Below are 14,324 nucleotides of genomic sequence, written 5' to 3'. Positions count from 1 at the left end.
TTCGTTGCTACGCAACTTCGGTCGAAATGACACTTCTGGGAGAGTGGTAAGTGCTGTGAGACGCAGATTCCTTCCGGGGGCAGGCTCTTCGACTCACTACGTTCGCTCAGCATGACACTTTCTTAAAATTGTGAGCTTTTCTTTTGAAGGAACCGAGGTGCGATTCGTTTCGTACAGCAAGCAGCATTCCTTTTGTGATTCCAAGCTCCATTGGAGGAAATCAATGCTGGCGGATTTTCGTGATGCGTTTCGGCAATTAAAGAAAGCACCTGTATTCGCAACCACGGCGGTGATCACGCTGGCACTAGGGATCGGAGCGACGACGGCGATCTTCACGCTGGTGCATCAGGTGATGTTGAAGTCCCTGCCGGTTACGAAGCCCGAGGAACTTTGGAGAATAGGGGACAAGATCCGTTGCTGCAACTGGGGAGGATATACGCAGGGCGACGACGGTGATTTTTCGCTGTTCTCGTGGGAGGCGTACAAGAACTTTCGCGAGCATACTCCGGAGTTCAGCGACCTTGCGGCCTTGCAGGCAGGAAATGCGGCGCTTGGCGTTCGCAGGGCAGGATCTAAAGGGCAGGCAGAGACGCGGAACGGAGAGTATGTCTCGGGGAACTTTTTCCGAACAATGGGCGTGCAGCCGTGGATTGGCCGGCTGATGACGGATGCTGACGATCAGGAGTCCGCGCCTTCGGTCGCGGTGATGAGCTTTCATGTCTGGCAGGAGAAGTATGGATCCGATCCGTCCGTGGTCGGTGCTAGCTATCAGATCAATGGTCATCCTTTTGTGGTGATCGGCGTGGCGCCGCCGGGATTTTACGGAGCGAAGCTATCGGGCGGAGATATGCCGGATTTCTGGCTTCCGTTAACGAGCGAGTTGCTAATTGATGGTGCGACTTCGCGATTGAAGCGCCCCAACGGAAATTTTCTGGACCTGATTGGGAGAGTCAAGCCGGGAGTCGATCCGAATTCGCTTGAAGCAAAGCTGAAGGTTGAGTTTCACGATTGGTTGGCAAGTCACGTGCCAGACATGGAGCCGGGGGAAAAGCAACTGTGGCAGCAACAGACGCTGCACCTGATCCCTGGCGGGGCGGGTGTGGCGGACATGCGGAACCAGTACAAGAATGGACTGAGGCTGTTACTGATCGCGGCGGGCTGCGTGTTGCTGGTGGCGTGCGGAAATCTGGCGAATCTGATGTTGGCGCGCGGATTGAAGGAGCGCGCGCAAACCTCTATCCGGATGGCGTTGGGTGCATCGCGGCGTCGCCTGATACGGAGGGCCCTCGTCGAGTCGGTCTTGTTGGCGATCATCGGTGGAATTGCGGGCATCGTTGTGGCCTATGGCGGCACGAAGTTGATTCTGTTTCTGGCCTTTCAGAACGGGAGTCCGGACAACTATGTGCCTATCAGTGCCACGCCAGCGATGCCGGTGCTGCTGTTTACATTGGCGATTTCTGTACTGACGGGAATCCTGTTTGGGATTGCACCTGCGTGGATGACCTCACACGCTAATCCCGTCGAAGCTCTTCGCGGCGCAAATCGCTCGGTAGGCGGAGGCCGCTCCTGGGCGCAGAAATCACTGGTCATCGGCCAGGCGGCAATGTCCGTGGTTCTGCTATCGACAGCGGCGCTGATGGCTCGAAGCCTTCGGAATCTGGAGCATCAGAACTTCGGATTTGAGACGGAGGGCCGGTACCTTGCGCAGATCAATCCGATGCTGAGCAACTACAAGCCTGAACAGCTGGAGCCGCTGTTCCGCAAGATTGATGATCGCCTGATTCAAATTCCCGGTGTGCGTATGGTTGCTCCGGTGCTTTATGCCCCGATGTCGGGCGACAGTTGGAATGATGGCATTCGTATTCAGGGCCGACCAGAGCCTCCGGCCAAGGAAGACACAAGCGCGGGATGGACCCGGGTAATGCCGGGATTCTTTGAGGCAATCGGCGCGCAGATGGTTCTGGGGCGACCCATTACGGAAGAAGATACCGCGACGACACGCAACGTAGCCGTGGTCAACGAAGCCTTCGCCAAGAGGTTTTTCAAGAACGAAAACCCCATCGGTCAGCACTTTGGAACCAACAAGATCAAATATGCAGGCACCTACGAGATCGTCGGCGTGGTGAAAGATATGCGCTACATGACGTATGACTACAAAGATCCAGTGCGTCCTATGTTCTGGCCTGCAGAGAGTCAAACTGTGGAGTACGACGATCCGGCCTATAAGAGCGGGGAGATCTGGTCGCACTATCTCTACAACATTGTGATCTGGGCCCCGGGGAATCCTCCGGGGATGGAAGAACGAGTTCGCAAGGCGCTGATCAGTGTCGATCCAGACCTTGTGCTCTACGGCGTCGATTCTTACAAAGACGTGGTGAGCCGGGATTTCCAGCAGGAGAACATGATCGCGACTTTGACGATGCTCTTCGGTGTGCTTGGCCTGACGCTGGCTGCGGTTGGTTTGTATGGCGTGATGGCTTACATGGTGGAGCAGAGAACAGGAGAGATTGGAGTACGGATGGCGCTTGGAGCGGACCGCGGTCATGTGGCGCGGATGGTTTTGGGCAACGCCTTCTCGCAGGTAGGGGTTGGGCTGGCGCTCGGCATTCCGATGGCAGTCGGAGCAGGCAAGCTGATGACCGATCAGTTATTTGGGGTGAGGCCGTGGGACCCGGTGATGATCTTCACGGCTGTGCTATTGCTGACTTTGGCGGCGTTGCTGGCGTCTCTGATCCCTGCACGGCGTGCAGCCGGGGTGGAACCGATGGTGGCGCTGAGGAGCGAGTGAAGTTGTTGGTGTGGAACGGGTGGGTAGAGAAGCAGGTTTCTCCACTCGCGTTGCACGCTCGGTCGAAATGACGCGACATTGAGGTGACGCAAGACGCAGGTCCTTCCCATTCGACTTGTTGCACTCGCTCAGGGCAGGCTCTTCGCTGCTGCGCAGCTTCGCTCAGGATGACATCTTTTGGGCGGGCAAAATGCTGGGATTTCTCCACTTCGCTGCCGTCTGCAATGGCAGCTTCGGTCGAAATGACACCTCTGTATGGAGCCTCCGAGTCGTTCAGGAATGACACTCAAGGTGCGGCAAGATTTAGGATGGGAGAGGCGCGGTTTCGTGAGATGAACCGCATTGGATTTTTCCTGTAGAGGTCTTACAAAAGATGGCCATTGGCGTCGGCGCGAGTTCAACGAGTACACAACATTCAGGGGCGCAAAAGACCGACGTCCGGGCCATGAGCATCGCAACGATGCTCTTTTTCATGTGGGGGTTTCTGACCTGCCTGAACGACATTCTGATTCCGCACCTGAAGGGTATCTTCGAGCTGAACTACGCACAGGCGATGCTGGTGCAGTTCTGCTTCTTTTCGTCGTACTTCATCTTTGCGCTGCCTTCGGGAAAGCTAGTGGAGTGGCGTGGATATAAAGGCACGATGGTGATCGGGCTGCTGGTGATGGCAGCAGGAGCGTTTCTGTTTCTTCCGGCCGCGGGGCTGGCATCCTTCGGACTGTTCCTTTCGGCGCTGGTGATTCTGGCTGCTGGAATCACGAGTCTTCAGGTGGCGGCGAATCCTTATGTCGCGCACCTTGGGCCGCCGGAGACGGCATCGTCACGACTGAACCTGGCGCAGGCGTTGAATTCATTTGGAACCTTTATCGCTCCATTCTTTGGAAGCGCGCTGATCCTGGGGGCTGCTGCCCCGATGGCTCCTGCGAAACTAAAGTCGCTTTCGGCGGCTGCGCTTCAGGCGTATCGAGCGGAGCAAGCATCGTCGGTAAGATTGCCTTACCTAGGGATCGGGTTGATGCTAGTGTTGCTGGCGATTGCTCTGGCGATGGTGAAGCTGCCGCCGATGGACTTTACGCGCGACATCCGGCCGGGTGAGATGGATGTTGCGGCGGGTGACAGCATATGGAAGCATCCTGTGCTGCTGGCGGGGGCGCTGGGAATTTTTGTGTATGTTGGCGCAGAGGTTTCGATTGGAAGTTTTCTGGTGAACTACTTTGGTCTGCCGGAGATTGCGGGCTTTTCGGAAGCGACGGCGGCGAAGTATGTTGCGCTGTACTGGGGTGGCGCAATGATAGGAAGGTTTATCGGGTCGTGGCTGCTGACGAAGGTGCGGACAAGTGTGGTGCTGGGATCGGCTGCGGTGGTGGCGGGGTTGTTGGTAGTGACTTCGATTCTGACGCACGGACATACGGCGATGTGGGCGATTCTGTCGGTAGGGTTGTTCAATTCGGTGATGTTTCCGAGCATCTTTACGGTGGGATTGACCGGCTTGGGACCGCTGACCAGCAAGGGGTCGAGCCTGATGGTGGCGGCGATTGTGGGCGGCGCGCTGATTCCGCTGGCTGAAGGACATCTGGCGGATGCGATCGGAGTGCAGCACGCGTTTGTGATTCCGGTGATCTGCTATGTGTACATTGCGCTGTTCGGATATCTGGGCGGGCGCAGGGCTGAGCAAGAGGTGGCGACGGCGTAGGGGACTGACTGGGATTTCTGCGACGGCATGAAATGCGGGGATTTCTCCACTTCGCTTTCGTCTGCGACGACAGCTTCGGTCGAAATGACACGACTAAGGGATGTCCAGAAGATACAGGGATTCTTCGTCTGCGACTCAGAATGACGGCAGGAAGAGTGTGGGGGAGATTAGAAACTTCATAGAGACTGCTACACAGGATGGCCTTAGAGATGCCTTGTCCTGCTTGAGGACCTATGGCCAACTATCTGATCTCGATCATTCGCCCGAATGGTTATCTGCACAGTTCGTGTTTTCAAGAGGTTGCTGAGACGCTGGAGGCGGCCCTGCGCGAGCTGGGCAACAGGGCGGCGATTGTCGAGAACATCGTTGACCGGCAAGCGACGAACATTTTGCTAGGGGCCCATCTTCTGACCGAGGAGGAGATGCGGTTGCTACCTTCGGGAACGATTGTCTACAACCTGGAGCAGTTGGGGAGCGCGCATCTTTCGGAAGCGTATCTACGTTTGTCGGAGAGTCATTGGATATGGGATTACAGCCCTCTCAACCTGGTGAGATGGCAGGAGAGAAAGTGTCTGTATCCGCCGCGTCTGGTGGAGATTGGGTACATGCCTGTGCTTCGTCGTATTGCGGCGGCGGCAGAACAGGATATCGATGTTCTGTTTTATGGCTCTTTGAATGAGCGCAGGAAGAAGGTTCTTGAAGGACTGGAGCGGGCCGGGGTCTGTGCGCATGTGGCCTTTGGTGTGTATGGGAAGGAGAGGGATGCGCTGATCGCCCGCTCCAAGATTGTTTTGAATACGCATTTCTACGAGACGAATCTCTTTGAGATTGTTCGAGTGAGTTATCTGCTGGCGAACTCGAAGGCGGTGGTCAGTGAGGTTTCTCCCGATCTTGGAGGATATGCGGAGGCCGTGGCGGCTTTTTCTCCGGAGGAGATTGTGGAGGGGTGTCTTGAGCTGCTGCGCAATGATGCGAAGAGGAGAGAGCTGGAGAGACGCGGGTTTGAGCACTTTTCGCGGCAGTCTACAGTGCGGGTGTTGAGGGAGATTCTGCCTGCAAATCCCGTGCCTGAGCTGCGAAGGCTGTATCTGGATATGGTGCAGCGATGCCTGATTGGCACGGTGTATGAGGACCCGAACCAAGATCGCTGGTCTCCGCATGTTTATCAGAGCCAGTTGCGGGAGATTGGCAGGGACTGGCCTTCGCAGGCACACAGCATGATTGGAAATGCGCGGATGACGAACCTGCGGAGCATCGCCGAGTTTGTGATCGAGCGAGAGATTCCGGGAGATTTTATTGAGACGGGGATATGGCGTGGAGGAGCGTGCATCATGATGCGCGCGATTCTGAAGGCTTATGGTGTGACAGACCGGAGGGTATGGGCCGCGGATTCATTCTGCGGATTGCCAGAGCCAAATCCTGATGTGACAGCGGATACGGGGGATGTGCACCATACTTTTTCGGAGCTAGCGGTTTCGCTGGAACAGGTGCAGGAGAACTTCAGAAAGTACGATCTTTTGGATGAGCAGGTCCAGTTTCTGAAGGGATGGTTTTCGGAGACGCTGCCGACGGCTCCGATTGAGAGACTGGCGATCCTACGGCTGGATGGAGATATGTATGAGTCGACGATGGATGCACTGGAGGAGTTATACGACCGGGTGTCTCCTGGGGGCTTCATCATTGTGGACGACTACGGAGCAGTGGAAGGATGTCGGCAGGCGGTGTGCGATTTCCGAAGGCAGAGGGGGATCGAGGCGCCAATTCAGGCGATTGATGGGTTTGGCGTGTACTGGCAGAGGGAGAGCCTTGCGGCGATTTCGCCCATAGTCAGCGCGCCTGAAGACAAGCTTTCTGCGACCGCTGAAGAAGGGCTGTGAGGACAGGGAAAGAGCCTGCTTTCGACAAGAGTCTTTTCATGTTGAATGGGAAATATTATGATAGGCCAAATTAATGGCCCCTCGTTCGATTGCACGTGTCAGTGGTTCTTCGTCTTCCGGCAGGATGCGTCCTGATACGGTGAGAAGATTTGATTTGTCGTCGGCGCAGCTTGCGTCGAGCGAGATGGCGCGAGATATCAACCGCGATATTGTGCTGGAGTTTATCCGCTTCCGGCAGCCTGTTTCGCGCGTAGATCTGTCGCGGCTTTCGGGTTTGCAGCCGAGCACGATCTCGGCCATTGTCGAAGATTTAATTGAGGAAGGGTGGGTCCGCGAGGGAGCTGTTGTGCGCAGCGGGCGCGGGCGTCCTTCAACGATGCTGCTGGTCAATGATGATCTGGTGACGCTGGCGCTGGATATTCGCCCCAGCCAGGCGATTGTTGCGGTGGTCGATTTAAGTGGAAGGTTTCTATCCCATGAGACCATCACGACTGCGAAGGATCCGGAGACCGCGACTGCGAAGTTGGTGAAGGAGATGAACGCGCTTCGTAAGCGACATGGCGACAAGACCTTTGAAGGGATCGGAGTGAGCGTTCCGGGACGCGTCGATCCGGTGACGCAGCGGCTGCTGATGGCTCCAAACCTGGGTTGGGAGGGATACGATCTTCGCTCGGCGTTGGAGAAGGCGATGGGCCTACAGGTGGAGATCGATAACGACGCCAATGCGTGCCTTCTTTCGGAGCTGTGGTTTGGCCGGCTGGAGGGAGTACGGAACGCGGTCTTGGTTGCGGTGGCGGAAGGATTGGGAACTGCGATTCTGGCAGAGGGGCAACTGCACTCGGGATTCAACGGGTTAGCAGGGGAGTTCGGGCATATTCCGATTGATCCTAAGGGGCCGGTGTGTGGGTGCGGAAAACGAGGATGCTGGGAGATGTTTGCCTCGTCGCGGGCCGCGCTGCAGACCTATCGAAAGCAGAGCAGGAAGCAGGTCAGCGATATTCGAGGACTTCTGCAACTGGCTCAGGATGGAGATCGAGCAGCACTGAAGGCTGTGAAGGCGCAGGCGGAGGCACTGGGGCATGGGCTTCGTCTGGTGACGGCTGCGCTCTCTCCAGAGAGGATTCTGATTACGGGAGAACTGACTTCGTGCTGGGAGATCTGCGGACCGATTGTGCAGCGCGAGCTGGAGGCGGGGATGCTGGCTGGGGCGGCTCCGCGATTGACGACTGCCGGCGACGGCTATCTGGCGCGCTTAAGCGGAAGCGCTGCTTTACTGCTGCAACGGCACTCGCATTATCACCGATCGACACATATCTCGCGGCGCGCGAAGGCAAAGGCTTAGAGCTGCAGGGTGGAGGGTGGGATGTTTTTAGGGATTGATTGTGGGACGCAGGGAACGAAGGCCCTGCTGATCGATGAAGCGGGAAAACCGCTGGGGCGAGGATATGCTCGCCATGCATTGATCGAACGAGCCAATGGGGCGCGGGAACAGGAGCCGAGCTGGTGGGTGGAGGCTCTCAAAGAGGCGGTGAAACAGGCGCTGGTACAGGTTCCGGGTGCGCGGGTGAAGGCATTGGGAGTCTCGGGGCAACAGCATGGCCTGGTGGTGCTGGATGAAGAGAAGAAGGTAATTCGTCCAGCCAAGTTGTGGAACGACACGGAGACGGCTCCACAGAATGCGGCTCTTGTCCGCGAGTTGGGCGGGGCGGCGGGGTGCATCGAGAAGATTGGGATTGTTCCGCTGACGGGGTACACGGTCTCGAAGCTGCTGTGGTTGAAAGAGGCTGAGCCGGAGAACTTTGCACGGGTACGTCATGTTCTGCTGCCGCATGATTATCTGAACTTCTGGCTGACAGGAGAGTTGTGCGCAGAGTATGGAGATGCTTCGGGAACAGCGTTCTTCGATGTGCGATCGCGGAGTTGGTCGAAGGAGGTTCTGGGCAAGATTGATGGAGGCACGGAGCAGCTGTGGGGCGCGTTGCCTCGTTTATTGGGACCGGAGGAGCTTGTCGGGCGGCTCCGTCCGGAGGTTGCGAAAGAGTTGGGGCTGCCTGCGGCTTGCGTGGTCTCTTCGGGTGGCGGAGATAACATGATGGGCGCGATCGGAACAGGAAATGTGAAGGAAGGCGTGGTGACGATGAGCCTGGGGACCTCGTCGACCGTGTACTCGTTCTGTGAGCGGCCGGTGACGGATGCGACGGGTTCCGTGGCTTCATTCTGCTCGTCGTCCGGGGGATGGTTGCCATTGGTTTGCACGATGAATGCGACGAATGTGGTGACGCAGACGATGGGACTGGTAGGGAAGACGGTTGCGGACCTGGATGGAGCGCTGGAAGCGACGCAGCCGGGAGCCGACGGGTTGGTGTTTCTGCCATTTCTGAATGGAGAGCGGACACCAGATCTGCCGCAGGCGCGGGGTTCGCTGGTCGGGATTTCGGCGAATAACTATACGAGCGAGAACCTGATTCGCGCGGCGGTGGAGGGTGTGAGCTTCGGAGTTTTGAACGGGTTGGAGCTGATTCTGGCGGGAAGGAAACCTGAGGTGATCTTCCTGATCGGCGGTGGAGCGCGCTCGAAGGAGTGGAGGCAGCTGCTGGCCGATGCGACCGGCGTGCCGATTCAGGTTCCGGTGGAAGAAGAGGCGGGTTGCCTAGGCGCGGCGATGCAGGCGATGTTTGCCTATGGCCAATCTGCGGGTGCGGCAGAGAGTTTTGCCGCGATTGCAGATCGCTGTGTGAAGATTTCCACGGAGGAACAGAGTGTTCCGCGGGCCGACCGGAAAGCGGGGTACGAAGCGGCGATGGAGCGGTACCGCGAGGGGTTGGAACGACTCTATCTCGATAGTAATTGACAGGAATCACGCGGGATTCATATTATTTCGAGACGAATAATAAAAAGACTTTGCACCAGGTAAGGTTGTTTGGATGGCCATCTCCTGCGCATTTCCGCTGCTTTTTCTGTCTCGCCAACTGACGGCACTCGCGCCGATCGATATTGCGGTGCTGGCGCTGTACTTCGTCGTGGTGATCTTTATTGGTTTTTACGTAAAGGGATCGACGAACACCAGCGAAGAGTTTTTTCTTGCGGGCCGGGAGATGTCGGCCTGGATTGCCGGGCTGAGTTTTGTCTCGGCCAACCTTGGCTCGCTGGAGCTGATGGGGTGGGCAGGCGCAGCCTATCAGTACGGAATCCTGGCGACGCACTGGTATTGGATTGGTGCGATTCCGGCGATGTTGTTCCTGGGCATCGTGATGATGCCGTTCTATTACATCTCGAAGACGCACTCGGTTCCGGGATATTTGCAACTGCGGTTCGGTGAGGGCGCCCGCGGGGTGAGCGCGGTTTCGTTTGCGCTGATGACGGTGTTGATGAGCGGCGTCAACATGTATTCGATGGCGCTGGTGATGAAGGTGGTATTGGGCTGGAACATCAGCTTTTCGATCTGGGTGGGAGCAATTACGGTTGCGGTGTATGTGATGCTGGGTGGACTCCGTTCGGCCATCATCAACGAGGTCCTACAATTTGTGCTGATCTGGGCTGGTGCCGCGCTGATTCCGATTTTGGGATTGATCGAAGCGGGTGGCTGGCAAAACCTGAAAGCGCAGATTGCAGCGAATGTAGGATCGAACGATTACACGCATCTGTGGAGTACGCTTGGGCACTTCCGCGATAACCCGATGGGAGTTCACTGGACAGGAATTGTCTTTGGGCTTGGATTCGTCATCAGCTTCGGTTACTGGACGACGGACTTCCTGGTTGTACAGCGCGTGCTTTCGGCTAACAATCTGCGGTCGGCGAAGATGGCTCCCATCATCGGCGCGGCGTTCAAGATGGCAGTTCCGCTGATTGTGATTGTTCCTGGCCTGCTGGCGTTGACGGTGCTGAAGAATCCTGACGGCAGCATAATGCATCTGGTGGGAGAGGATATTGCCGCAGCAACAGGACAGCACAGCTATAACGAAGTGCTACCGCTGATGCTGATTCGTTATTGCGGGCCAGGGCTGCTGGGACTGGGTATTACAGCGCTCGTGGCGGGCTTCATGAGCGGTATGGCGGGAAATGTAAGCGCATTTTCCACGGTATGGACCTACGATCTTTACGGCGCGTATATGAAGAAGAATGCGTCGGATCGTCACTATGTTGCGATGGGGCGCTGGTCAACGATTGTGGGGATGCTGGTCTCGATTGGAACGGCATACCTTGTTGCTCATGCTGCCAGCATTATGGATTATGTGCAGGCGTTGTTCAGCTTCTTTATCGCTCCGCTGTTCGGCACGGTGGTGCTGGGCATGCTTTGGAAGCGAGCGACGAGGGCAGGAGGGTTCTGGGGACTGCTCTCTGGCACAGTAGCGTCGATTGGAATGTGGATCTGGGTGCAAAGAGATGGTGGTGCGCTGCGGTATATCGCGCTTTCGGACGATGCGAAACCGATGGCGGAGAATCTGTACAGAGCGCTGTGGAGCTTTCTGATCTGCGTGATCGTCACCTATGGGGTGAGCATGGCAACGAAGCCGATTCCTGATGCGCAGCTTGCGGGACTGGTCTATGGCGCGACCGAATTGCCGGATGATGGTGCAACGTCATTGTGGCAGAAGCCGATCTTTTGGGCGTGCGTGGTGATTGTAGTGTTCTTTGTGTTGAATCTGATCTTCTGGTAGGGAGTAGAGATGGCTGAAGGAACAGGAAGAGGTGAGAATCTTTCGATCTGGTTCTTTGTGGGGCTTCTGCCGCTGCTGTATGGCCTGATTCTTGTGCCGTACGGGATCTATGAAGCATTGGGGCATGAGGCTCCGACGGTGTTGCACGAACTACATCCGACGCTGTGGTGGGGAATTCTATTGCTGCTCTTCGGAGCGTTTTATGTAATTCGTTTTCGGCCGGGGAAAGGCTGAATTAACTTACTGCCGCTGCGAGCGGTTTTGAAGGAATGGGGGAAGTGGAAGTATGGGAAGGCAGATGACTTTTGGCGTCATTGTAGGGAATCGTGGATTTTTTCCAAGCCACCTGGCGGCTACAGGGCGTACGGAGATGATCGCCGCACTGGAGCGGCAGGGACACCGAGCAGTTGTAACGACTGCGGAGCAGACGGCTTTTGGAGCGGTGGAGACATACACAGAGGCGAAGATCTGTGCGGAGTTGTTTCGCGAGCATGCAAACGAGATCGATGGCATTATCGTCACGCTGCCGAATTTCGGAGAGGAACGCGGCATTGCCGATGCGATCCGTTTGGCGAATTTGCAGGTGCCAATTCTGATTCAGGCGACGCCAGATGATGCAGGGAAGATGGGCATTGCATTCCGGCGTGACAGCTTCTGCGGAAAGATGTCGATCTGCAATAACCTGCGCCAGTATGGGATTCCGTATTCGCTGACAACGCTGCATACGGAGGCTCCGGACTCGGAGCAGTTTGCGAAGGATTTGCAAAGCTTTGCTGCGACCTGCCGAATTGTGCGCGGATTCAGGAATCTTCGCATCGGTGCGATTGGAGCACGGCCTGCGGCGTTCAATACGGTGCGCTACTCAGAGAAGCTGTTGGAGAAGAGCGGCATCACAGTGGATACGCTGGATTTGAGCGAGGTAATGGGGCGAATTCAACGGCTTGCGGATAGTGAAGCCAAGGTTCAGGAGAAGCTGAGTGCGATCAAGAGTTATCTGCCGGTGAACGAGACTCCTGAGGCAGCGCTGTTGAAGATGTCGAAGCTGGGGGTGGTGATCGACGACTGGATGAAGTCGAATGCGTTGGATGTGACTTCCGTGCAGTGCTGGACTTCGATGGAAGAGTTCTTTGGTGTGGTGCCGTGTACGGTGATGAGCATGATGAGCGAGAAGCTGCTGCCCAGCGCCTGCGAGGTGGATACGATGGGAACGCTCTCGATGCATGCGCTTTCGCTGGCGAGCGAGACCCCCTCGGCTCTGTTGGACTGGAACAACAACTATGGAGCGGACCCGAACAAGGCAGTCTGCTTCCATTGTTCGAACCTGCCGAAGCACTTCTTCCGTCAGGGAGTGAAGATGGATTTCCAGCAGATCATTGCGGGAACGGTTGGGAAAGAGAATACGTTCGGCACGCTGGATGGGCGAGTGAAGTCGGGGGCGATGAGCTTTGTTCGGTTCTCGACAGATGAGTTTGAAGGAACGATCAAGGGATATGCGGGACAGGGAAGCTTTACGGATGATCCTCTGCAGACCTTTGGTGGTGCAGGGGTTGTCGAGATTCCGAATATGCAGAAGCTACTGCACTATATCTGCGAGAACGGATTCGAGCATCATGTAGCCGCAAATTTCTCACACGTGGCCGATGCAGTGAAAGAAGCAGCCCAGAAGTACCTGGGATGGCCGATGTACCTGCACAATTAGGGCAAAACGGAAGAACGCCGCCACTCCAAAAGGAGTGGCGGCGTTTCTATGTTTGCGCTTACGCAGTGCGTGGCTGGCCTAGTTGAGGAACGAGGAATTGGAAGATCAGCAACGCAGTAACGTAGGCAAAACCTGCCATCGCGAAGATCGGCAATGGGTGAAGGGAGAAGTAGTGAGAGACGATCCAGGTGAAGATGGCTCCTCCGGCGGCTCCTGCTGCACCGCCAATCCCCACCACGGTGCTAACGCTGGTGGAGGGGAACATATCGGTTGGAGTCGAGAAGAGGTTTGCCGACCATCCCTGGTGCGCGGCGGTAGCGAGGCAGAAGAGCGCGATCGCCGGCCATGCATTGTTGGGGAAGAGGTCGTGCATGTGGGGCACCAACATGATAGGCAACACGCAGAGGGCACAGACAAGCATGGCGAACTTGCGGCCTGAATTGACGCTGTGTCCGTGCTTCATGCGGAAGCCGGAGAGCCATCCGCCCGCGATGGAGCCGACGCTAGCCATGGTGTAGATGACGATGAGCGGATATTTGACGTGGTTGAGATCGAGACCGTAGTTGTCGTTGAGGAATTTGGGGAGATAGAAGAGATAGAACCACCAGATAGGGTCGGTGAGCCCTTTGCCGATGCAGAAGGCCCAGAAGCCATGGTGACGAAGCAGGACAGAGTAGATGGGCTTGTCCCTGGTGACGGGGGCGAGATTTTCCTGGGTCTGGGTCGTGCCGCGGCGAAGTTTGTTATAGGGGAAGAGCAGCCAGATAACGCACCAGATGAGGCCCATGGAGCCGGTAGTGATGAAGGCCGCGTTCCATCCCCAGCGCAGAGTGACGGCGGCGATGAGGACCGGAGCGATAAAAGCTGAGGCGTTGGAGCCAGAGTTGAAGAGGCCAGTTGCCAGGGCGCGTTCTTCGGAAGGAAACCACTCGGTGGTGGCCTTGATGGCGGCGGGGAAGTTTCCGGATTCTCCAAGCCCGAGGAAGACACGTGCTATGCAGAAGCCGGCGACACTGCCGACGATGGAATGGCTCATGGAGGCGCATCCCCAGACGAGGATGGCGATGGCGTATCCGGTCTTGGTGCCGAGTTTGTCGATGAGACGGCCGGCGAAGAGGAAGCCGACGCCGTAGGCGATCTGGAAACAGATAAGGATGCGACCGTAGTTGATGTTGTAAACGGTCTGGTGGGCGGCATCGACGCCGGGAACCCAGCCCATGAAGTTGAGGTGAAGCAGAGGCTCGATAAGCGAGAAGACCGACCGGTCCATGTAGTTGATGGTTGTGGCCAGAAAGAGAAGGAAGCACACAAACCAACGGACATTGGACTTGTCCGGAGCTGTTGCGGTGAAGCCCGTGGAGGGACTGGTAGCGGAATTCGTCGACATGAAATCAAAGCTCCGGCGGCAACGTTGGTCTGACCATTGCCGGGTATGGGCCACGAAGGCCGTTTGAGGTGAATGTATTGATGTTCTGGATGAGGATAGCTGTTGGAAGGTCAGGTATGTCAAGGCACAAACGAGAGCAACAGGTGGAAATTTGGTCTGTCCAATCGTTGCTTAGAGTTAGATCTCTTGTAACTTTGCAGATGGAATAAAGATGCCGAATGA

9 protein-coding genes are annotated in these 14,324 nt (G+C 56.6%); 8 read left to right on the top strand and 1 reads right to left on the bottom strand.

Translation table 11 applies throughout. The annotated features are described in order from the left end of the window. Positions 1-223: 223 nt before the first annotated feature. The 8 genes from H7846_RS12820 to H7846_RS12785 all read left to right on the top strand — a co-directional run bounded on the left by H7846_RS12820 (position 224) and on the right by H7846_RS12785 (position 12,715). Positions 224-2,788: an ABC transporter permease gene (locus H7846_RS12820; protein WP_186692574.1), complete on the top strand. Its 2,565-nt coding sequence runs from the start codon at positions 224-226 to the stop codon at positions 2,786-2,788. A gap of 373 nt (positions 2,789-3,161) precedes the next feature. Next, a complete protein-coding gene (locus tag H7846_RS12815; RefSeq protein ID WP_186692573.1) occupies positions 3,162-4,481 on the top strand; it encodes a sugar MFS transporter in 1,320 nt (439 codons plus the stop codon). 233 nt (positions 4,482-4,714) lie between these two features. Further along, a complete protein-coding gene (locus tag H7846_RS17910; protein ID WP_222597502.1) occupies positions 4,715-6,358 on the top strand; it encodes a TylF/MycF/NovP-related O-methyltransferase in 1,644 nt (547 codons plus the stop codon). Between the two features lie 73 nt (positions 6,359-6,431). Beyond that, positions 6,432-7,700 carry an ROK family transcriptional regulator gene (locus tag H7846_RS12805; protein WP_370561251.1) on the top strand — a complete coding sequence of 423 codons (1,269 nt, stop codon included), beginning with the start codon at positions 6,432-6,434 and terminating at the stop codon, positions 7,698-7,700. 21 nt (positions 7,701-7,721) lie between these two features. Then, positions 7,722-9,209, top strand: coding sequence for a xylulokinase (xylB, locus tag H7846_RS12800; RefSeq protein WP_186692571.1), 1,488 nt, complete (start codon positions 7,722-7,724; stop codon positions 9,207-9,209). Between the two features lie 73 nt (positions 9,210-9,282). Next, on the top strand, positions 9,283-11,016 hold the full coding sequence (locus tag H7846_RS12795) for a sodium:solute symporter family protein (protein WP_186692569.1): 1,734 nt from the start codon (positions 9,283-9,285) through the stop codon (positions 11,014-11,016). Between the two features lie 9 nt (positions 11,017-11,025). After that, positions 11,026-11,250, top strand: a complete 225-nt coding sequence (locus H7846_RS12790) for a hypothetical protein (RefSeq protein WP_186692567.1) — start codon at positions 11,026-11,028, stop codon at positions 11,248-11,250. Between the two features lie 64 nt (positions 11,251-11,314). Further along, positions 11,315-12,715: an L-fucose/L-arabinose isomerase family protein gene (locus H7846_RS12785; RefSeq protein WP_255460618.1), complete on the top strand. Its 1,401-nt coding sequence runs from the start codon at positions 11,315-11,317 to the stop codon at positions 12,713-12,715. 58 nt (positions 12,716-12,773) lie between these two features. Here the strand turns inward: H7846_RS12785 and H7846_RS12780 are convergent, their stop codons facing one another. Continuing rightward, complete coding sequence (locus H7846_RS12780; protein WP_186692564.1) at positions 12,774-14,102, bottom strand: MFS transporter; 1,329 nt, start codon at positions 14,100-14,102, stop codon at positions 12,774-12,776. Positions 14,103-14,324: the final 222 nt, after the last annotated feature.

It is taken from the genome of Edaphobacter sp. 4G125 (assembly GCF_014274685.1).
Classification (GTDB): domain Bacteria; phylum Acidobacteriota; class Terriglobia; order Terriglobales; family Acidobacteriaceae; genus Edaphobacter.
The sequence above is the reverse complement of the archived record's forward strand: the minus strand, read 5'-3'. Positions and strand labels throughout refer to the sequence as shown.